This is a genomic window from Mesorhizobium sp. B2-8-3, from assembly GCF_006440815.1.
In the GTDB taxonomy this organism is placed as follows: Bacteria; Pseudomonadota; Alphaproteobacteria; order Rhizobiales; family Rhizobiaceae; genus Mesorhizobium.
On the sequence record NZ_VFTW01000001.1, the window covers coordinates 270,572 to 287,296 of the forward strand.

Sequence of the window (16,725 nt, forward strand, 5' to 3'; positions counted from 1 at the left end):
AACGCGGGAGCGGACTTGAAATTAGCCGACGAGGTCCGTCATAGCTCTGAAGATATTAGCGACCTCGTTCTGTCTGATGTCGTTTCTGCGCTTCATCGACGAGTTAGGATCAGCCACGAGTTCGATATTCCCTACATTGCTGGGTACAGCAGGGATGCAACGACGATTTACATCGACCGACATCTGCCGCGCACCATCAGGTGGAGAGGCAAGGACGTGCGGCTCGAACCATTTCTGGTGTGCCACGAAATTGTTGAAAAAGCTCTCTTGGACGAGTTGCGGCTTCATTATCTGCACGCCCATCAAATTGCCTCGCGCATTGAAAGAGATGCGGTGAGAGGGGCTGGCCTGACCTGGCGGCACTACCAAAGCGTCATCAAGGGGCACGAGAAAGCGATCGATGAGGAACAGCTTCGCTGCGTGCCATGGGAGTTAGATCTCACGCCTTACAAGGACCTGAAGGATTACCCATTGCTCCAACGGCTGGTCGAAGCATCGCAGTAGCTCGTTGCACGGGATGGTCCAAGGCACAGAGACAGCGGGAAATTGAAGCAGGCACACTGTCAAATTTCCTGGCCAATGGAACTTCCCGACGGACTGCTGGTTCGCCTGCATAGGGACGACCGAGGCCCATTCCGCCCTGTGCATTCTGCAGGCAGAGCGCCTCGCCAACAGGAGACGGCCATGAAACATCAGACACTTGAAGAACTGCATGAGGTCGCGGAAGTCGAAGTATCCTTTCCGACTATGGCGCGGCGTCAGCGTTTGGAACATTGGGCCATGCTGCTCGAGCGAAATCCCGAGCGGTGCCTCGCCGCTTTCCCCGGGACGGAATACATGACCCTGGACGTGCGTGACAAGGCGCGGTCCCTGGACTCCGCGCTCAGCATCGCTTTCGCCGATCCAATATTGCGCGCGCAAGGACTGAAGAACGATACCTATGGCGAATCGAAACGCTTCTTCGAGCTAACGGATTGGCAACTGCACGCGATTGTTTGCCACTGCCACGTCGGCGGGACCATGAAGGCCGGATGGGCTGCCGTTCAGGTCCGATCTGCCGGCGACAAGGAAGGCAAGCTTTTCAGCAGATTGCGTGAAGCGATTGCCCATTGGCCGGTATTTCGCATTTTAACTCATGCGAGGGAGTAGGAGACGCCTCAAGAAGCTGAAAAAGGCGGCGAGCGAAAGTCCAAGCACATGCATTTGGCCTGAGATCGCTAACTGTGAGAATACGGGCGAGCGCCGCCCGTATTCCTTTTGCCTCGTCAGGCTAGTCGAAGATCACTCTCCTCGAAAGCAACCTCCTCAGATCCGCAGCATAGCGGTGATTACTATGTACCTCGTCCAAATGCTGTTACACCAAGGTCAACTCTTCCCCGGAAGGGATTTCGATCGTCTGAAAGAAGGACTAGCGACCCGCTTCGATGGCGTGACGGCCTATCTCCAGGCGCCGGCGAGGGTCTTTGGAAGGACGTCGGAGAAACAGACCGGGATGATATCGTCGGCTCCGGGACCGTTTTCAGCCCGTCCGGTATTGGCCAAGTTTGGCGACAAGTAGACACTCTCTATGACCTTGGAACAGCTGCGGTTGGCTTTGCCGGCCGGGCGAGTGCATTGTTTTGCACTAACGCTTGCGCAAGAAAACCGGTACGACGTGGTGAAAAGCGATCCCCTCATCGCGGTGTTCACCCCCGGCAATCGCTGCAAACCATGCTGCCGCAGCGCCAAGCGCGGAGCCTGCAGCAGTCGCAAAGCTAAAAATGGCAGTTATGTGGGCTGAAAGGCGCACCGTGCTTTCGTTGAGTTGCGCGTCGGGGCGATTGACCACGGCGGCTGCGCCGTGCCCACCAATCATTGCCAAGAAAAACGCTGCTCCAAGTGTCGCTAGGGCCCAGACTGCGATGCCGTGTATGCCGTCGCGGAATTCGCTTTCACTTTGGTTGCTATCTTCCCAGCGCGTGCGCATCCGTCCAGCTACATAACCGCCGGCTGCGGAACTTGCTATAGCAACGATAACTACCCACAGCCCGGCCACCAGCACATTCCAGGAGGCGCCACCGTTGGGAAGAGTCGGAGAACCCAGCGCCAAACCAGCGCTCGACCCGAATTGCAGAAGACCCACCGAAATGGCGCAAGCGATGACACCCCCGCCAAATATGCCTCCCCACTCAAGATAGGACGATGTAGCCGCTTTTGGGGTCACTGCAGCGCTTTCCGTGGGGGCTATTTTGGCCATGATCTTACCGAAGTCCAAAAAATGATAGAATGAACAAAACGATCACGACGAGGCCAACAAGATAGATTATTCCGTTCACGGCATCCTCCTCCTGATTGCGGACCGAAACACAACGTGCCCGTGAGGTTTTGGTTGCAAAGGAGCCCGGCCCGGAATTGGACATTGACGATAAGGGGAAATTCCGCCTGAGATCCGCATCCCCAAATGATGTGCGCGTCAGCGGCAAAGCTGATTCAATGCATCGGTTTCCCTGCTTCGACCGGAATGGGGCCGACAACTGACTGTCCGTTTGGGGAACGTGCTGAAGAGCGGACCGATGCGTCCAACGCAGTACGGTCCGGGTCGCGCCATAAGCAGCCATTTTGGGGTGCGTTTCGAAACGGCGGGAACTGCCAAGAACGAGCATGAGCACAAGGTGGTGTTCGGCTAAGTGTCAGAGCCGAGACCGACCAATAGCAGCTCCGGGCGCCTTATCGGCGCCGGACTCCGCCGCGTCTGCCAAGTCCTGCAAGCACAGATCGTCTCCGGGACGCTGTTTTGCCATTGAACTCGCATCCGGATATTCAATGATCGGGGGCATTCGCTCGGTGTTCGAAGGTTTATGTCCCGTACCGGCACTCCAGCGCGTCAGCAATCCGCTCGCAAAGCAGTTCACCTCTGATGATGCTGACATGAAGGCGAACACGTCTCCCTCCTACGTCGACTATGGTAACTACAGCTCCATACTCGGAATAATCGGTGAGTTCCAGAACATCCTCAACAACGAAGCTTGCACTTCAGGCGGGTCATTCATTTTATCTTCTTTCAACTTATCAATAACATCAGAGAGTAGTCTTCATTTAGGTTATCGAAACTTTCTCATATGGTGTACCCCAAATATTTGGCCCTGCACGTCCCCCCGCCACCATACCCCCTCCCTTGTGAGCATCATGCAGCAACGTGGCCGAGCAGTCGGCCTCGACTTTACGAATGGTCGAGCCGATTAGTACCCATTGTCAATCGGTGGCTGTGCGGGCAAACCCAGCCTGCTCCTTTCGACATCGGCGAAGGCTTCCGCTGAGGTCTGAACCTCGAACAGGTGAATGGTTGCGGTCCCCTTTTCGACGACGCGGACTACCCACTCAGTGCCGGCAGATTTCACCCGCACGTCGTCCGGTTCCCCGCCCACCATCCCACGCCACCGTGATACGAATTCAAGTCAGTACTGCTGACAACCAGCTATGGTGTGGATTTTGTCAATCCAACCCTTTCTAATGGTTGATATTCATATAGCTAATGACAACGAAAACACTCAACAAAATTGGAGTTCGCGGCCTTTTACCAAGAAATAGACCATCTATAAGCCGCCACAATCAATGTTCTGGATCAGAGCTTTTAGTCATCTGACCCAAACATCTTTGTTCTTTTATTACTGCTATGCGTTGACTTCGTAGCTCTTGATCACACCTGCCACGACTATGGCCAAGTCCGTCAGAATCGAACATTGGCGACGGCAGGTCGGCGACGGACATTACGCCGGTCCAATTTGACCATCCGCTTTCAGGTGAGGGAAAAGCTCGTGTTGACGACCGCTTTGCGGCGCAAAGCGGCCATGTCTGTTGTCGGCCGCAAGCGGTCGGACCGCTTCCGCCGCTGCAGCATTCATGTGTGGTGAATTGCGCGGGCGCAAAGGATAGCGGCCCTCGTCCGCAGCTCGGAACCTCCCGTCGCACTCGAAGTTCTTGTGTTGCACATGGCCACCATCCACAGCGCGGGCGGCACGGGGTGTAAGGGTTTGACTCGGGAAAAGCCGACCGTACTCAGAGGAAAGATCGGTCGTTGGTTCAACGTACTTAAGTATGTTGCCATCGCGATTGTCGTGAGTTCGATCACTGTGATCGTGATGAACTTGATCCCCGATTCCCGGAGTATCCGCGCAATCGTTCCCCACCGTTTTGACGCAGCCGATCCTCAATTCGCGAGGAGCATGACCAGCTATTCCCAGGGACAAATGTTCGACGCCAACGCGGTGCAGACGCTGGTCAATGGCGATGAGATCTTTCCAGCAATGCTGGAAGCCATCCGCACTGCGCGTTCGACCATCAACATGGAAACCTACATCTATTGGTCGGGAAAGGTGGGCTACGAGTTCGCCGCGGCCTTGGCGGCGAAAGCCCGAGAAGGCGTCGAGGTTCGTGTGCTCGTCGACTGGGTCGGCAGTCTCCCCTTCGATGAAGAACTGATCCACATCATGACGAGTGCTGGAGTGCGGTTCCAGCGCTACCGGCCCATCTACTGGTATACCCTGGATCGCGTGAACAACCGAACGCATCGCAAACTGCTCATCGTCGACGGTCGGATAGCGTTCACCGGCGGTGTCGGCATTGCGGACAATTGGCTCGGAGACGCTCGCAATCCGACAGAGTGGCGTGACACGCACTACCGCATCGAGGGACGTGCCGCAGCCGCATTCCAGGCGGCATTCGCCGAAAACTGGCTGGAGACCGCGGGCGAGCCGTTGCAGGGCGAGAAGTTCTACCCGCCGCTCGCAGCTGCGGGGAACCTGAGCGCTCAACTTATCTTGTCTTCGCAACCAAATGGCTCCGAAGACATGGAGCTGATGATGTTGGCTGCGATGGCTGCTGCCAAGGATCACTTGCGGATCGGAATGGCTTATTTCGTTCCGGACGACATCGCCCTGCAGCAGATACTGGATGCCCGAAAAAGGAGCGTGATCGTCGATATCATCGTCCCCAACTCGCTGACGGATGTTCCTATCGTTCGAAAGGGCTCGCGCTACTTCTGGGGCGAATTACTCAAGGCGGGCGTGCGGATTTATGAGTTCCAGCCCACGATGTACCATCCTAAGCTGCTGATCGTCGACGACGTCTGGGCGAGCTTCGGTTCCGCCAACCTTGATGAGCGATCCCTTGGTCTTAACGATGAGGCCAATCTGAATATCTATGGCAAGGACTTTGGACAAACCCAAATCGATCTGTTCAACCGGGACCTAGCACGGTCTAAGCAGATCAGTCTCGAGGAATGGCAAGCCCGCCCCTGGACTGAAAGGGTGACGGATTGGATGGCTAGCAGACTGCATTCCCAGCTTTAGCACGCGATCGCCGCCCGATCGGGTAAGACCGTCGGAAGGTGGTCGTCGGCTGGAGGCCAGGAGATGCGAAGGAATCTGGCGGGAGCGGTCGCTATCGGCTGATCGGGTGATGTCTGCTTTCGTTGAAGCTTGTTAGGTGCTTGTCGAGCGCTGCGGCAATGCTCTGTAGAAAGCTGATCCACTCAGACGGGAATGATCTGGGGATCACCTTCAAAGTCCATGCCGTGCGCCTCTTCACAAGCCACGTGCCGCCGAAGAGAAAAACACCGCGCATCGACAAGCCTTGTGAGGACTGGAGCGCCGCTCAGCCTACCGATTTGGACGGTCTTCCGCCATGACGTTGTAGAGCATGAGGAACGCCAACAGGCAGACGATACCGCCTAAGAGATCGGCCCCTGTCAGTTGGCAGAAATAGACGAAATCAAACGCTAGCACGGCCATCGCTCTATCCTCGGAAAACGCACTAGGATCGGAACCGTTAGACAAGCCTAATGTTCCGCTCCGAGGGAGCAGCGCCGGCACGCCTACGTTTCCTTGAAATCCTTCAGCGAGACGAGGCGCAGCATCTCCTCGCCCTTCAGGAACTTCACTCGTCCGACGAGCTCGGGCCGCAGCCACTCGGCCTTTTCCTTCGCCAGCCCCTTCGGCGGCGGCGCGCCGGTCAGGCCCTGCACCTGGTCCCAAAGCCGCTGCCGCCGGTCGAGCTTGAAGTTGACGACAGCGGTCCCGACGTACCGGCCCTTGTCGGCCATCAGCACGCGCGCGGCTTGCCCAGGATCGCGCTGGTGGCCCATGATGTCTACCGTCTTCAGCTGGAAGCATTTCACCTTGTGCCAGTCAGTGGTCGGGCCGCTGCGGTAGCGGCTCCCCTTCCGCTTCGAAACCATGCCTTCGACGCAGGCCATGTCGACCAGGTGGAACACTGCGTCGCCAGGCCCGCCATCGCTTCGCTGAACTGGATGCGATTGCCGGCGGGGATCAAGGCCTGGAGGATATCGCGGCGCCTTTCCACCGGCTCGTTCCGGAGATCCTTGCCATTCAGATAGATAAGATCGAAGCGACCAGGTAAATGTCCCGAGCTTTTCGGATGCCAACAGCTTTTTGGAGCGCTTGGAAATCGGCGAGGCCGGCGGCATTGATCTTGATCGTTTCGCCCTCAGGAATGAAGTTTTCGGCTCGGATCGCGGTCGCCTCGGCCGCCAACTCGGCAAATATGCCGGTCCAGTATAGTCCCTTTGGTGAAAAGCCGGATGCCGTCGCGGTCCTTGAGAATCTGCGTTCGGTACCCGTCCTGCTTGACCTCATGAATCCAGTCGTCGCCCTTCGGAGGATCCCTGAAGAGCTTGGGCTTCATTGGATGGATAATGGGCAACCGTTCGCCGTCGGCGCGCTCAAGCATCACAGCCCCAACTCTACGATTTCACTCAATAACGCGATGAAGTTTCAGTTCCATTAGCATTCGCTGGAACAAGTCTTCCCGAGAATCGGTTATAAGCCAGCATGGCCTTGGAGATATCCGATGGGGAAGAAGGCGATCCTAATTACCGAGAGCGTTTCGGAGGAGCGGCTGCTTGAGGCCGATTTTTACGCCCGGCGATGTGGGCTACCACGCGACGAAGTGCTTCAAATCATCGAAAGCGCCTACAGCGCGACGGGCTTCAAAAAGCAGGACAAATCTAAGCACCGCAAGCGTTCGAAACGGTAAATCGGAACGTTGGGCAATACGACATGATTCCTCCTGACCAGGAGAAGGCCATGGCAGACGACAAGAGCAAAGCGCGACTTCCGCGACGGCGATCGGGTTTCGGCCGAGGAAGACTATGAGGTTGAGCATTTCGCCCAGAAGGTCGGGTTGACGTCGCAGCAGGTGCGCGAGTTGATCCAGAAGCACGGCAACCAGCGCAAGACCCTCGAACGCGAGGCGAAGGCCCTAAAGCTTTGACGCGAGACAACTCAAGGGCGTGAGAGCCCGCCCTGAGGAGACGGGCTCTCGCCGGAACGGTCGCTATCGTTCCGACACGGCGCGCTGTCTCGGCGGAAGCTGCGCCGTGCAAGAGCAATTTCAGAGGCGGCGGAATGTTCCTTTGGCCACCGCTTGACGAGCCCCGCCACCGCCCCAGACTATTCGGATGAAGAACGATCCCGAGTGCCGCGCGGCGACGATTGAGGAGCACTGCGGTATTATGGCGCAAACGCCACGGGCGCGGCGACAGAACTAAACCCACATGCCACCGGGTGGCTAGCATGATCGGCGCGGTTTTCTTCGGCAACATATGGATGGCCTTTGTCTCTTTGAAGCCGTGTGCCTTCATACGCTCGGCCAGCTCGTCATATGTCAGATCGGCCCGCGTTAGTTCGACCTTCAGATGACGCGCCGCCCGTTCGGCCCATTCTTGTTCCGTAGTTGCGAATCCGATGGGGAAGAAAGCGATCCTTATTACCGAGAGCGTTTCGGAGGAGCGGCTGCTTGAGGCCGATTTTTACGCCCGGCGATGTGGGCTACCACGCGACGAAGTACTTCAAATCATCGAAAGCGTCTACAGAGCGACGGGCTTCAAAAAGCAGGACAGATCTAAGCACCGCACGCGTTCGAAACGGTAAATCGGAACATTTGCAATATACATGGTTCCTGCTGACCAGGAGGAGAAGGCATGGCAGACTACAAGAGCAAGCGCGACTTCCGCGACCGCGATCGGGTTTCGGCCGAGGAAGACTATGAGGTTGCCCACGCCGCCTTAGGGTGATCCCCTAATTGCAATGAAGGGACCAGCCCACTCTGATGGAGAGTTCTGAAATGTGTTCGCAGACGGAACTTATGAGTTCCAGTGTGGGACGTTCGTCTCACGTCCAATACAGCTGACCAGCAAGGGGCAGCGATGCGCGGAACGACGCAGAATTTCCGTAGTTCTCGCACTGCCTGCCGCGCACGCCTTGCGCGGCAGGCTACTTCCCGGCTGCCCATCGGCATCGGTCGACGGGCCTTTGATTGGGCGGAAATTTACCATCCCTGGCGGCGGGTAGCCGTGCCAACGTCGGGAGGGATGGCCGTGCTCTCAGGTCAGCGTCGGTTCGCCCACCGTCATCTCGGTGAGAAAAGACGCGGCGATCAAGTCGTCCGCGTCGATGCGTAAGGAACCTTCTCCGCGCGCCATGATGGCCGCGACCTTCTGGAAGGTCTTGATCTCATGCTCGGTGATGCGGGCGTCCCGCATCCTGGCTTTGAGATCGGCGACACGCATTCCGAGCGAACGGGATGTTCCGATTTCTCGATTCGACATTTTGGTCAGTCCTCCTCCCCCCGCCCGTGCCTGTTTCGCCGCCGCCCGAATCCGCGGCCTGCCACAGTCTGATGTTTGCAGTTGAGGAGCATCAGCATGCCCGCTTATGAGAATCCGCTGATATTATGAATGAACGATGAATGACACGCGGCTGTATTTCAGCCCTCGGCTGTTTCCCGTCCACAGCTCACCGTGAGTTGTTTGCCTACCGTGGCAACAATGGGGATGGAACATAAGCCACATCACCGGCTTAGTCCGTCGGGTAGCTCACCTCGCCAGACGGTCGCGCTGCCTTCGGGCTGCCCACAGCCCGAGAGCCCGCTATCGTCCCTCAACGGTGGCGGGCTCAAATCGGAGCTTCTCCTATCAGCGGAACCTAATGTTCGCCTGCCGCTTATGGCGAGATGAGCACTCGCGGGATAAATTTCTTCGACAAATGGATGGCAGAGCATCTGCCGGATGCGGTGACCGACGACCCGGCCGCGATAAACGATCTAGCCGACCAGGCTATGGAAGCCGCGGACCGAGAGGGCATCGCGATAAGCGAAATCTATGAGGAAGTCGGCAGCGTCTTCGAAGTGATCGCGGCGGCGATGCAGCATCGCGATGGCAGCTTGCTCGAGGCAGATCCCGCCACCTTTGATCTCTTGGCAGACCGGTTGTCCCGAGAAGCAAACATCTCCAACGAGCAAGCCCACGATCTTATTGGGCGTTTCGGCACCGATTGGGAAATGCTGCTCAACGAAGCCCATTTTATGAAAGAGCTTGAAGGCCGGCTGGCGAAGGAATGACAAAGCACGGGCAATTCGTTAGGGCTGCCGAAGCAGCAAGCGTCCACTGACACGAAGCGCTCTAACGAAATGCTCCAGGGGTGCTTAAGACTGGGCCGGATCAAGCGCGGTAGCGCATCAGAGTCACGTCGCAAGCGAAAGCGCGGATCGCACAGCGAGAAACAAGAGAGCAATGGTTTCCAAGGTAGCCAATAGCCTTGGTGTCAGAAATGCTTTAGCGTACCCTTCTGTACTAGTTTGCAAGGGATGGGATAATGCAAGTTGATCGTTTTCGAAAGATGCTTCGGGAGTTTTCGAGGCAGGCTAGAACCGGTCAGATAGCGACTAACACCATCACGGGCAATGCCCTCGCTAACATTGCCGACCAGTTAGAGCGCGACTTGGGAAACTCCATCGCAAATCGCCGGATAAAGAGCGACACCACAATATCGTTCGCTCCTGATATTTGTCCCTGTTGCGGTAAGTAACCCGAATGACGGGATGTATGTGGCATCTCCGTATCCCAAAATGCGGAGCACCCGGCGCCGGCGGCGTGAACGTCACGCCGTCGAACGCGGCCGGTCCACCTAGGTTATGGTGTTACAGCGGGCCAGAATATAAAAGCCAACAACACCACGAATATCACCAGGGCTGCAACAGCGCCCCACATTAGAACATTTCGAGTGCCGCGCTGCTCTTCGTGTCGGGAAATATTGTTGGGCATTGTCGAATCCTGGTGACGTCGGTTTCATCAGCAAAAGCTTCATATGCTGGTTCCGAGGCCTTCAGCGAATTGGCCTCATGAGCCAAGCGCTCCGCTTCCGCTCGCGACAGCCCGATAAGCAAACTGTCGTAGCGGAGTGCGGGCAAATCCGTCGACCGGTCATATACCAGCCACTCATCGGCTGGATCACACATTGTCTCGAACCTCATCGCCGCGCTCCCATGCGTTAGGGTGTCCTAATCTTCGCTTGCCACCGTTGTTCCAACCTCAACCTGGAAAGTCGCTGTCCAAGCCGTTCATCGAGGCAGCGACAGGATTTCGAGGCGAACTGGTCCACCTCGATTACAACTTGTGCAAAAAAGCGCCCGCTCCACAGAACTGAACAGCGCGGCCTTGCCATAGCGTTTGATGAGCGCCTCGGGTTTCACCGATGCACGATGCGAGCAGTTTTTGCACCAGGCCCGAAGCGTGTGCCAGCTTCGGAGATCGCCAAGCGCCACATCGAGACCGGCGTGGATGCTACCGTCCACTATCGTCTCGAGAGGAACTGTTGGCTCGCCAGGTGTGAGCAGCTTCTCCATTGCGTAATTGGCGTTTCGATGAATGAGCAGCATTCCCGGCCGACGCCGAATTGCCGCCTGCCATCCGGCCTGCGACACGACGAAATCCGGTGATCGCGATATGGTTTCGATAAGGCGTCGCGATCCCACACCTCGATTCGGAAATTGTCCTCTGCTGTTTTCCCCATAGCTCCGCAGCCGGACGCTTGGGCGACCGCCTATTCCTCCGAAATGCTGATCCCCTTTGAATAGAGAACAAATTCCTAGCCGGTCAATGGCAGCTTGACAGTTTTGTTCCTATTTTGTTCACTTCTTGCATGATAGCCACAGGAGGCAGGAATGCCGCTTCGACTGGTGATTGAGAATGCAACCTGGGAAGAGTTGTGCCGCGGCGTCGCGGCCGCGGAGGCTGTTTTCGCCCGCTCGGGAATTTCATACGAAGATGCTGTCAACGGGATGCTGGCAGCCGATCCCTGGATGAAAGAGAAATTTCCTGACTTTCCAGAGCCCAGCAAGAAACAGGAGACGGCAGCCAGCGTCTGGTACGAGGCCGAACGCGCCGCTTGCCAAGCTTGCTGTGCGGGATGGCCCGAAGACAAGGTCGTTCGCCCGCACCGGGTTTTGGGGATCGGTCCAGTTGAACCGAGGGTGAAGACGGCGAACCTTGCTACATGGCCGGACAGGCAGGGGCGATACCGGGAGATCATCGAGCGCTTGGAGACGGCCATCGGTCCCGACCGGCAACTCGATATCGATACCTGTTGCGTAATGGGCTGGATCGATGGGCCGTGCACACCCGAAGAAGCGGCCGAAATGGAGCTCCCCTGTCTCACGGGCAACCTGGCACAGATTTTGGAGATCACGAAAAAATCCCTTCCCAAATGGACGATCGAAGTCGACCACGAACCATGCGATGCTCGCATCATCGAGCCGGATCGCGACAGGGATGAGCACGACGATTTGAGCGTGGCTGCGTGGCGTTGCTCAGATGGCTATCAACACATGGAGAAGCCTCCTGCCAACGCGGCAATTGCACTTACACTCGCGGCAATGCGCCTGCAGGCTGACAGTTTTCTGCCCCCGGCATGGTGAGACGAAATCGCAGTATTCCGCCGCCAACGGTCATCGATCGCGAGATGCCGCACCAGGTCGCCCTGCCCGACGACATCTGCACAGTATACAACTTCACGCTGATCCGACGGTTTCTCGAGGAGCAAGGGCTATCATGCCGGACGCGATCGGTGATTGCGATCTGGGAAGACGGCAAGCAGGAGCAATGGCGACTGCACTGTTTCGCAGATCGCGATGCCGCCGCCGCCTTCCTTGACCACTTCGGCGGGTTCATGTTCGATCCCAAGCATGACCGTGAGAATGGCCGAGCACGTGGCGCCTGGCGCCGCAACGGCGTCTATCAGCGGATCTTCGCGATTGGACCGCTCAATGTGCCGGAAATCCTGCGGAACTGAACTCAGGCGCGCTCTGGCCGCACCGTTTCAACGGATAATGATCCCGCCGGCAAGGGTCGCAACAACTCGCTTTCCGGTCTCGACAGATCGAGCCAGCCTCTCCAATTCTCAGGCTGAAGAACGACCACCTGCCGATTGTGATACCGCGCGACATCCGGCCCAGGATCGGTCGTCAACATCGTGAAGGTGGGCGGCTTGTTGCCGGCCGCCTCACGCCAGAGCCCGGCAATGGTTAGGAATGGAGCACCGTTCAACGTGAAGCGGTGTTTGGCTTTTGGATATTTCGTGCCCGTGAACTCGAAGAACGCCGATGCCGGCACGAGGCAGCGTTTGCTGTCAGCAAAACGACGTCCTTCGGACCGGAAGTTGAACACCGGCCCTCCCTTCGGGCCGGCCGGCGGAAAACCAAACGTCATCGACGCAAGTTCAACGCCGTCCCCGGCAGCACGCATGATCGGCGCCGGATCGTTGATGCGAATGTCGTCAGCTTGGGGAAGATCAAGCTCGGTTTGATGGGTCGGGATATTCAGCGCCAGCGATTCCATCATCCGGCAATATTCTGCCCAGGCGACGTGCTGCTCGTAGTCGTTGCACATGGAGTTTCCCGCGGAAACGACGAAGATGATCTTGGGAAGCTACTAGGCCGATTTTCGTGCAGGCTTCGACTTTGGCGCCGGCCTAATGCCCTCCTTGGCGAGGCTCTTCTTCAGTACGGCGGCGAGGTCGACAACATTCTCCTCGGGTTTCGGTGCCGGCTTGGGCGGCTTCTTGCCCTTGCGCTTGGCGTCGATCATTGCGATCAACGCATCCTCATAGGTATCTTCGAACTTCGATGGGTCGAACTTAGTCACCTTCTTGTCGATCAGGAGCCCGGCAATTTCGAGCAAATCCTTGTCGTACTTCGGGCTCTTCAGATCGTCGAAGACGCTGTTTTCCGAAATCATCTCGTTATGCGTGCGCAGTTCGGTCAGCAGCATTCCCTTGCCGAATGGCTGAATAATCACCTCCCTGCCGCGCTGGTAGAGGACAACGCAGGATCGCGCCGCGACCCGCTTCTTGACCATGGCTTCACGCAGCACCGAAAACGCCTCCACAGCGGCGCCGTCGGCCGGAATGACGTAATAGGGCTTTTCCAGATAGCGCGTGTCGATCTCGTCAATCGAAACGAACCCTTCAACATCGAGCGTGTGCTGCGACGTGAGCTTCAGTTTCTTGATTTCGTCCGGCTCGATTTCGAGAAACTCGCCCTTCTCCACCTCATAGCCTTTGATCTGGTCTTCCGCGGGAACCACGTCGCCTGTCTGCTCGTCGACATAGGCGCTCTTGACGGGAAGTCCGTCCTCGCGGCTCAGGATCTTGAAATGGACCTTGCCGGCCTCGGTGGTCGCCCCGACCAGCTTGACCCCGCAAGTCACCGATCCGACCTTGAGGAATCCTTTCCATACCGCGCGTGGTGCCGCCATTTGGTCAACTCATGATTTGTGGAACATCCTGACGGGGGAAACTTGGCCTCGCCACAATGGTTCCGCGTCGGCTCAAAGACGCGCAGATGCAAGAAGATGCCCGTCGTCGGAAGGAAATGCAGCGACGGGCATCTGGCCTGAGCCAACGGCGGCGAGAGGGGAACGCGTCCGCCTGGAACACAGGCCGGCAGGGCCAAACTTGTTCCCAGGTGAGCCGTGGTCCGCACTCCAATCCTCTCTGAGCTACTGAGAGCGGTAGCCGTCGAACTTGAGCTCGTGCATCCAGCCATCGCCTTCTGGCGGCTTGTCCACGAGCGTCGGCATCAACGGCGGTATGAACGTCAGACGCACCGAGGTTACCCCGACGCCATTTCGAATTTGATTCAATATGGCATGGCCGTTTCCGTTCCATTAGCGATTGCTGAAAAGCCGCCCGGAACATTCGCCGGCACAGGATGTTTCCTGTTCACCAGGAGGAACATCAATGGCAGACGACAAGAGCAAGCGCGATTTTCGCGAACGCGATCGGCTTTCGGGCGACGAGGACTACGAGGTTCGCTATTTTGCCAAGCAGCACCGGATCAGCCCAGAGCAGGTTCGTGATCTCATCAAAGAGCACGGCAACGACCGAAAGGCTTTGGGGCGCGAGGCAAGGAAGCTTCGAGGATGACAAGGCTGTCCGAGTTCGGCCCTCCGAAAGCGGTGACGGTGCACTGCCCGCCGGGCGCAAAGGACGATTCAGACTTCTATCAATGCGAGATGTGCGGCCAAGTCCGATCTCAAAGACATGCGACAGGTCATGTGGCACCAGTTGCAGGAAGAGCACGAGCCGCTTGAACTAGACAGCTAGTCCGGAATGCGGCGATAGCGGAAGTGATTGCGAATGTGGTCGTTGAAAAATCGGCCTTTGACAAACGCCGACCGGAACGCGGCGTAAGTCTCCGGAGGCACCCGCTCGAAGTCGTAGCGCTTGCCGCTTGCCACGAACCAAACGGAGAGAATCCTGGTAGAAGGATCGTACTCGGTTTTCTTGATCGAGGTGGATGCATGGCGCCCCACGCTGGTTTGCTAGTCGCAAACGATCGGAACGCAGCTTTTGTTTCAGAAACACGGATCTGTAACACCTCTCTGAAGGCGACTGCGACTTACGATTCGGAGACGGGCATATTCACCCTGGAAAGGAATGTGGCGCGAACAGTCTGATAGGCAGGCAAACGGCCCTTGCCGCTTCATGAGGTCAGGCGGCGCAAGATGCGGCCTGATCGCAAGATTAATACCGGCGATTCCGAAGAGCCGGTGAACGATGCACTAGGAGCGTGGCGAAGTCGCCACCCCTGAAGCGGGGCGGGCTACTTTTTCAGCAAGAGCGCTTCGCGAACCAGCGACGGCAGATTGCCCACGCCGAGCAACGGCACGTCGCCGGATAACTCCAAGGGCCGGTACAGCCCCGCCGAATGCACTGGCGCGCGTAAGGAGAGGATCCGAGGCAATCCAGACATCAAGCATGTCGCACGTGTTCTGCGGAGCGCCAGAACCTTACCATGCGGATGCATATGCGCCGCTTCACGCGCCTGACCAACGGCTTCTCAAAGGGCGATTATCTGGTTGAAAACCCAAAGCGAAATAGGAATATAATCAGCACGGGCCGGCAAGCTATCTCTTGGTATGAAAACGTACAATCGAATCAGCTTGAACAACCGATCTCGACGGAATTATAAAAATCGACGTTACCCTTGCTCTCTGGGGAGGCACTGCGATGGATAACGTGGTTCTATTCCGCAGCCCGGCCGCGCGGGTCGAACTGGCGGAAGTCTCTGGCGAATGGCTCGTCCGCGTCATCGAAAACGACCAAGAACTCACCCGATCATTTGAAGTGGAAGAATATGCGCTATCCTACGCGGAAGGACAGCGCATGCGCCTAGGTCTGAATAACGTCACACGGTCTTAACAACGAAAAAGTCCCGGCGCTGAGGGGTCGGCGCCGGAGCTTTTGGGGGCATGCAAGCCGCATCAGCATGACCTTGCGTTAGCTTGCGCTAAGTGAAATGGGAATATGGTCCTCGACAGGCCGCACAGCCAAAACTTTCGACTGGATTGGAACCTTCCTGGCTAACGGGAGTTGGATCCGATTCGGGGACGAAATCTCATGGCACAAAAGGCTAGCGGCGAAGCCATCCGCTCGATGATCCGAGACGAGCAAAACCGCCGCGCATTACACAAGCTTTTAGGGCTGGAAATCGATCCGGTGTTGCCGCTTAACTTCGTCTCGCTACTCAAGGCTCTTGAGGAAGCGGAGGAAGGCGAAGGGGATGACGACGACTCGACGCATTAGTGGCATCGTTGGCCCGCTCCTCGCTCATGCAACGGTGAGACTCGCGAAATAGGTCGTGTAGGGATATAAATCGCTCATTCGCGGGGGATGGTTTTCGCCCCGCCATTTATGAGGGGACAATGGCGAAACGCGGCCTATCTCCATTCGATGCCGACATCTTGCGGACGGCCTTCCATAAGGCCGTGAAGGACGAGAGCACGCCGGAGAGCAAGTGGCGAGAATTGGCCGCGCAGCTGATTGCTACATATACCGGCTCATCGACTGTCGATCCCGACTTGGTGGAATGGATAGTGCAAAGCGAAAGTCACCAGTAGGCGGCCGACGCTGTACCGGCATGACCTTACGTTAGCTTGCGCTCATATCGCGAACGAAGGGTGATTGCCTTAGCCCTTGGCCTTGTCGCGCTTCCGGCGCGCCAGTTCCTTTATCTGCTCGTTGGTGAGCTTGGGCGCGTGGGCGATCTTATTGACGGCAGCCTCAAAGGCTTCGTCGGATTGGTCGGTGCCGAGTTCGCGCGCAGCCTCCTCGAATTTCTCTTTTTGGGTTTTTTCTTTCATGATCCCTAATGCTTCGATGGCATCAGCCCTTTGATTTTTTCCAGCTTTTGAATGAACTCCGACAGATCGTCGGCGTTGTCGAATTGGTAGTGACCCGACACGGTTTCCATATCGAAAACGATTGGTTTTAACGTCGGCTGAGCCGGCGGGGGGCGGGGTCTGCGGGAATGGGTCCCAAGCTGGCGATTGGTTTTTGTTTTCCATGACTTTACCCTTATCAACTTCGGGGTCAGGCTTGCCTGCACCCT

General features: G+C 57.2%; 24 protein-coding genes and 2 pseudogenes. 14 read left to right on the forward strand and 12 right to left on the reverse strand.

The window, feature by feature from the left end:
* The first annotated feature begins 15 nt into the window (after nucleotides 1-15).
* Entirely contained in the window at nucleotides 16-504 is a 489-nt protein-coding gene (locus FJ418_RS01375) for a hypothetical protein (protein ID WP_181166804.1), read from the forward strand.
* 180 nt (nucleotides 505-684) lie between these two features.
* A complete protein-coding gene (locus tag FJ418_RS01380) occupies nucleotides 685-1,149 on the forward strand; it encodes a hypothetical protein (protein ID WP_140645662.1) in 465 nt (154 codons plus the stop codon).
* Nucleotides 1,150-1,624: 475 nt separating this feature from the next.
* Here the strand turns inward: FJ418_RS01380 and FJ418_RS01385 are convergent, their stop codons facing one another.
* Nucleotides 1,625-2,236, reverse strand: a complete 612-nt coding sequence (locus tag FJ418_RS01385; protein ID WP_140863250.1) for a hypothetical protein — start codon at nucleotides 2,234-2,236, stop codon at nucleotides 1,625-1,627.
* 1,732 nt (nucleotides 2,237-3,968) lie between these two features.
* On the opposite strand from FJ418_RS01385, the gene FJ418_RS01400 reads away from it, so the two are divergent.
* On the forward strand, nucleotides 3,969-5,327 hold the full coding sequence (locus tag FJ418_RS01400; protein ID WP_140860912.1) for a phospholipase D-like domain-containing protein: 1,359 nt from the start codon (nucleotides 3,969-3,971) through the stop codon (nucleotides 5,325-5,327).
* A gap of 309 nt (nucleotides 5,328-5,636) precedes the next feature.
* On the opposite strand, the gene FJ418_RS32505 is transcribed toward FJ418_RS01400, so the two are convergent.
* Both FJ418_RS32505 and FJ418_RS32650 read right to left on the reverse strand, forming a co-directional pair.
* Nucleotides 5,637-5,768 carry a hypothetical protein gene (locus FJ418_RS32505; RefSeq protein ID WP_264296151.1) on the reverse strand — a complete coding sequence of 44 codons (132 nt, stop codon included), beginning with the start codon at nucleotides 5,766-5,768 and terminating at the stop codon, nucleotides 5,637-5,639.
* 83 nt (nucleotides 5,769-5,851) lie between these two features.
* Nucleotides 5,852-6,250 (reverse strand): hypothetical protein, encoded by a 399-nt coding sequence (locus tag FJ418_RS32650; protein WP_348643068.1) that lies wholly within the window; start codon nucleotides 6,248-6,250, stop codon nucleotides 5,852-5,854.
* 212 nt (nucleotides 6,251-6,462) lie between these two features.
* On the opposite strand from FJ418_RS32650, the gene FJ418_RS32655 reads away from it, so the two are divergent.
* The 3 genes from FJ418_RS32655 (at nucleotide 6,463) to FJ418_RS01420 (ending at nucleotide 7,269) form a co-directional block, all read left to right on the forward strand.
* Nucleotides 6,463-6,783: a hypothetical protein gene (locus tag FJ418_RS32655; RefSeq protein WP_348643069.1), complete on the forward strand. Its 321-nt coding sequence runs from the start codon at nucleotides 6,463-6,465 to the stop codon at nucleotides 6,781-6,783.
* A 63-nt stretch (nucleotides 6,784-6,846) separates the two neighbouring features.
* Nucleotides 6,847-7,032 carry a hypothetical protein gene (locus FJ418_RS01415; protein ID WP_140784832.1) on the forward strand — a complete coding sequence of 62 codons (186 nt, stop codon included), beginning with the start codon at nucleotides 6,847-6,849 and terminating at the stop codon, nucleotides 7,030-7,032.
* A gap of 33 nt (nucleotides 7,033-7,065) precedes the next feature.
* On the forward strand, nucleotides 7,066-7,269 hold the full coding sequence (locus FJ418_RS01420) for a DUF3606 domain-containing protein (RefSeq protein ID WP_140784831.1): 204 nt from the start codon (nucleotides 7,066-7,068) through the stop codon (nucleotides 7,267-7,269).
* A 352-nt stretch (nucleotides 7,270-7,621) separates the two neighbouring features.
* On the opposite strand, the pseudogene FJ418_RS32510 reads toward FJ418_RS01420, so the two are convergent.
* A pseudogene (locus FJ418_RS32510) lies at nucleotides 7,622-7,765 on the reverse strand (DUF6471 domain-containing protein); the annotation flags it as partial.
* Between the two features lie 213 nt (nucleotides 7,766-7,978).
* Here FJ418_RS32510 and FJ418_RS01430 point away from each other — a divergent pair.
* Complete coding sequence (locus FJ418_RS01430) at nucleotides 7,979-8,071, forward strand: DUF3606 domain-containing protein (protein ID WP_140784829.1); 93 nt, start codon at nucleotides 7,979-7,981, stop codon at nucleotides 8,069-8,071.
* Between the two features lie 309 nt (nucleotides 8,072-8,380).
* On the opposite strand, the gene FJ418_RS01435 is transcribed toward FJ418_RS01430, so the two are convergent.
* On the reverse strand, nucleotides 8,381-8,605 hold the full coding sequence (locus tag FJ418_RS01435) for a hypothetical protein (RefSeq protein WP_140711032.1): 225 nt from the start codon (nucleotides 8,603-8,605) through the stop codon (nucleotides 8,381-8,383).
* A 440-nt stretch (nucleotides 8,606-9,045) separates the two neighbouring features.
* Here FJ418_RS01435 and FJ418_RS32245 point away from each other — a divergent pair, with 440 nt between their 5' ends.
* The gene (locus tag FJ418_RS32245) at nucleotides 9,046-9,396 is read left to right on the forward strand and encodes a hypothetical protein (protein ID WP_246672458.1); all 351 of its coding nucleotides are present in this window, start codon (nucleotides 9,046-9,048) and stop codon (nucleotides 9,394-9,396) included.
* A gap of 648 nt (nucleotides 9,397-10,044) precedes the next feature.
* On the opposite strand, the gene FJ418_RS01445 is transcribed toward FJ418_RS32245, so the two are convergent.
* Together FJ418_RS01445 and FJ418_RS01450 are read right to left on the reverse strand one after the other, a co-directional pair.
* Nucleotides 10,045-10,308: a hypothetical protein gene (locus tag FJ418_RS01445; RefSeq protein WP_140863253.1), complete on the reverse strand. Its 264-nt coding sequence runs from the start codon at nucleotides 10,306-10,308 to the stop codon at nucleotides 10,045-10,047.
* Nucleotides 10,309-10,395: 87 nt separating this feature from the next.
* The gene (locus FJ418_RS01450) at nucleotides 10,396-10,758 is read right to left on the reverse strand and encodes a hypothetical protein (protein ID WP_246682866.1); all 363 of its coding nucleotides are present in this window, start codon (nucleotides 10,756-10,758) and stop codon (nucleotides 10,396-10,398) included.
* Between the two features lie 240 nt (nucleotides 10,759-10,998).
* On the opposite strand from FJ418_RS01450, the gene FJ418_RS01455 reads away from it, so the two are divergent.
* Both FJ418_RS01455 and FJ418_RS01460 read left to right on the forward strand, forming a co-directional pair.
* Nucleotides 10,999-11,751 (forward strand): hypothetical protein, encoded by a 753-nt coding sequence (locus tag FJ418_RS01455; RefSeq protein ID WP_140863255.1) that lies wholly within the window; start codon nucleotides 10,999-11,001, stop codon nucleotides 11,749-11,751.
* 44 nt (nucleotides 11,752-11,795) lie between these two features.
* Complete coding sequence (locus FJ418_RS01460; RefSeq protein WP_140863256.1) at nucleotides 11,796-12,125, forward strand: hypothetical protein; 330 nt, start codon at nucleotides 11,796-11,798, stop codon at nucleotides 12,123-12,125.
* 2 nt (nucleotides 12,126-12,127) lie between these two features.
* Here the strand turns inward: FJ418_RS01460 and FJ418_RS01465 are convergent, their stop codons facing one another.
* The 3 genes and pseudogenes from FJ418_RS01465 to FJ418_RS32250 all read right to left on the reverse strand — a co-directional run.
* Nucleotides 12,128-12,721 (reverse strand): SOS response-associated peptidase, encoded by a 594-nt coding sequence (locus FJ418_RS01465; protein WP_140863258.1) that lies wholly within the window; start codon nucleotides 12,719-12,721, stop codon nucleotides 12,128-12,130.
* A 42-nt stretch (nucleotides 12,722-12,763) separates the two neighbouring features.
* Nucleotides 12,764-13,588 (reverse strand): Ku protein, encoded by an 825-nt coding sequence (locus FJ418_RS01470; protein WP_140784824.1) that lies wholly within the window; start codon nucleotides 13,586-13,588, stop codon nucleotides 12,764-12,766.
* Between the two features lie 246 nt (nucleotides 13,589-13,834).
* Nucleotides 13,835-13,939, reverse strand: a pseudogene (locus tag FJ418_RS32250) (ATP-dependent DNA ligase); the annotation flags it as partial.
* Between the two features lie 133 nt (nucleotides 13,940-14,072).
* Here FJ418_RS32250 and FJ418_RS01480 point away from each other — a divergent pair.
* Nucleotides 14,073-14,258: a DUF3606 domain-containing protein gene (locus FJ418_RS01480; protein WP_140784823.1), complete on the forward strand. Its 186-nt coding sequence runs from the start codon at nucleotides 14,073-14,075 to the stop codon at nucleotides 14,256-14,258.
* A gap of 176 nt (nucleotides 14,259-14,434) precedes the next feature.
* On the opposite strand, the gene FJ418_RS01485 is transcribed toward FJ418_RS01480, so the two are convergent.
* On the reverse strand, nucleotides 14,435-14,647 hold the full coding sequence (locus FJ418_RS01485) for a KTSC domain-containing protein (RefSeq protein ID WP_140863260.1): 213 nt from the start codon (nucleotides 14,645-14,647) through the stop codon (nucleotides 14,435-14,437).
* 697 nt (nucleotides 14,648-15,344) lie between these two features.
* On the opposite strand from FJ418_RS01485, the gene FJ418_RS01490 reads away from it, so the two are divergent.
* The 3 genes from FJ418_RS01490 to FJ418_RS01500 all read left to right on the forward strand — a co-directional run bounded on the left by FJ418_RS01490 (nucleotide 15,345) and on the right by FJ418_RS01500 (nucleotide 16,234).
* Complete coding sequence (locus FJ418_RS01490; RefSeq protein ID WP_140646303.1) at nucleotides 15,345-15,536, forward strand: hypothetical protein; 192 nt, start codon at nucleotides 15,345-15,347, stop codon at nucleotides 15,534-15,536.
* A gap of 198 nt (nucleotides 15,537-15,734) precedes the next feature.
* Entirely contained in the window at nucleotides 15,735-15,920 is a 186-nt protein-coding gene (locus FJ418_RS01495) for a hypothetical protein (RefSeq protein WP_140646304.1), read from the forward strand.
* Nucleotides 15,921-16,039: 119 nt separating this feature from the next.
* A complete protein-coding gene (locus FJ418_RS01500; protein WP_140646305.1) occupies nucleotides 16,040-16,234 on the forward strand; it encodes a hypothetical protein in 195 nt (64 codons plus the stop codon).
* A 69-nt stretch (nucleotides 16,235-16,303) separates the two neighbouring features.
* Here the strand turns inward: FJ418_RS01500 and FJ418_RS01505 are convergent, their stop codons facing one another.
* Nucleotides 16,304-16,681 carry a hypothetical protein gene (locus FJ418_RS01505; RefSeq protein ID WP_140711025.1) on the reverse strand — a complete coding sequence of 126 codons (378 nt, stop codon included), beginning with the start codon at nucleotides 16,679-16,681 and terminating at the stop codon, nucleotides 16,304-16,306.
* Nucleotides 16,682-16,725: the final 44 nt, after the last annotated feature.

What these genes read in the sequence shown, in the direction of transcription:
- FJ418_RS01495 (WP_140646304.1), top strand. Translation starts at nt 15,735, where the DNA reads ATGGCACAAAAGGCTAGCGGCGAAGCCATCCGCTCGATGATCCGAGAC.
- FJ418_RS32245 (WP_246672458.1), top strand. Translation starts at nt 9,046, where the DNA reads ATGGCAGAGCATCTGCCGGATGCGGTGACCGACGACCCGGCCGCGATA.
- FJ418_RS01400 (WP_140860912.1), top strand. Translation starts at nt 3,969, where the DNA reads ATGGCCACCATCCACAGCGCGGGCGGCACGGGGTGTAAGGGTTTGACT.
- FJ418_RS01465 (WP_140863258.1), bottom strand. Translation starts at nt 12,721, where the DNA reads ATGTGCAACGACTACGAGCAGCACGTCGCCTGGGCAGAATATTGCCGG.
- FJ418_RS01500 (WP_140646305.1), top strand. Translation starts at nt 16,040, where the DNA reads ATGGCGAAACGCGGCCTATCTCCATTCGATGCCGACATCTTGCGGACG.
- FJ418_RS01380 (WP_140645662.1), top strand. Translation starts at nt 685, where the DNA reads ATGAAACATCAGACACTTGAAGAACTGCATGAGGTCGCGGAAGTCGAA.
- FJ418_RS01445 (WP_140863253.1), bottom strand. Translation starts at nt 10,308, where the DNA reads ATGAGGTTCGAGACAATGTGTGATCCAGCCGATGAGTGGCTGGTATAT.
- FJ418_RS01505 (WP_140711025.1), bottom strand. Translation starts at nt 16,681, where the DNA reads ATGGAAAACAAAAACCAATCGCCAGCTTGGGACCCATTCCCGCAGACC.
- FJ418_RS01385 (WP_140863250.1), bottom strand. Translation starts at nt 2,236, where the DNA reads ATGGCCAAAATAGCCCCCACGGAAAGCGCTGCAGTGACCCCAAAAGCG.
- FJ418_RS01490 (WP_140646303.1), top strand. Translation starts at nt 15,345, where the DNA reads ATGGATAACGTGGTTCTATTCCGCAGCCCGGCCGCGCGGGTCGAACTG.
- FJ418_RS01435 (WP_140711032.1), bottom strand. Translation starts at nt 8,605, where the DNA reads ATGTCGAATCGAGAAATCGGAACATCCCGTTCGCTCGGAATGCGTGTC.
- FJ418_RS01470 (WP_140784824.1), bottom strand. Translation starts at nt 13,588, where the DNA reads ATGGCGGCACCACGCGCGGTATGGAAAGGATTCCTCAAGGTCGGATCG.
- FJ418_RS01415 (WP_140784832.1), top strand. Translation starts at nt 6,847, where the DNA reads ATGGGGAAGAAGGCGATCCTAATTACCGAGAGCGTTTCGGAGGAGCGG.
- FJ418_RS01460 (WP_140863256.1), top strand. Translation starts at nt 11,796, where the DNA reads ATGCCGCACCAGGTCGCCCTGCCCGACGACATCTGCACAGTATACAAC.
- FJ418_RS01480 (WP_140784823.1), top strand. Translation starts at nt 14,073, where the DNA reads ATGGCAGACGACAAGAGCAAGCGCGATTTTCGCGAACGCGATCGGCTT.
- FJ418_RS01455 (WP_140863255.1), top strand. Translation starts at nt 10,999, where the DNA reads ATGCCGCTTCGACTGGTGATTGAGAATGCAACCTGGGAAGAGTTGTGC.
- FJ418_RS01430 (WP_140784829.1), top strand. Translation starts at nt 7,979, where the DNA reads ATGGCAGACTACAAGAGCAAGCGCGACTTCCGCGACCGCGATCGGGTT.
- FJ418_RS32505 (WP_264296151.1), bottom strand. Translation starts at nt 5,768, where the DNA reads ATGGCCGTGCTAGCGTTTGATTTCGTCTATTTCTGCCAACTGACAGGG.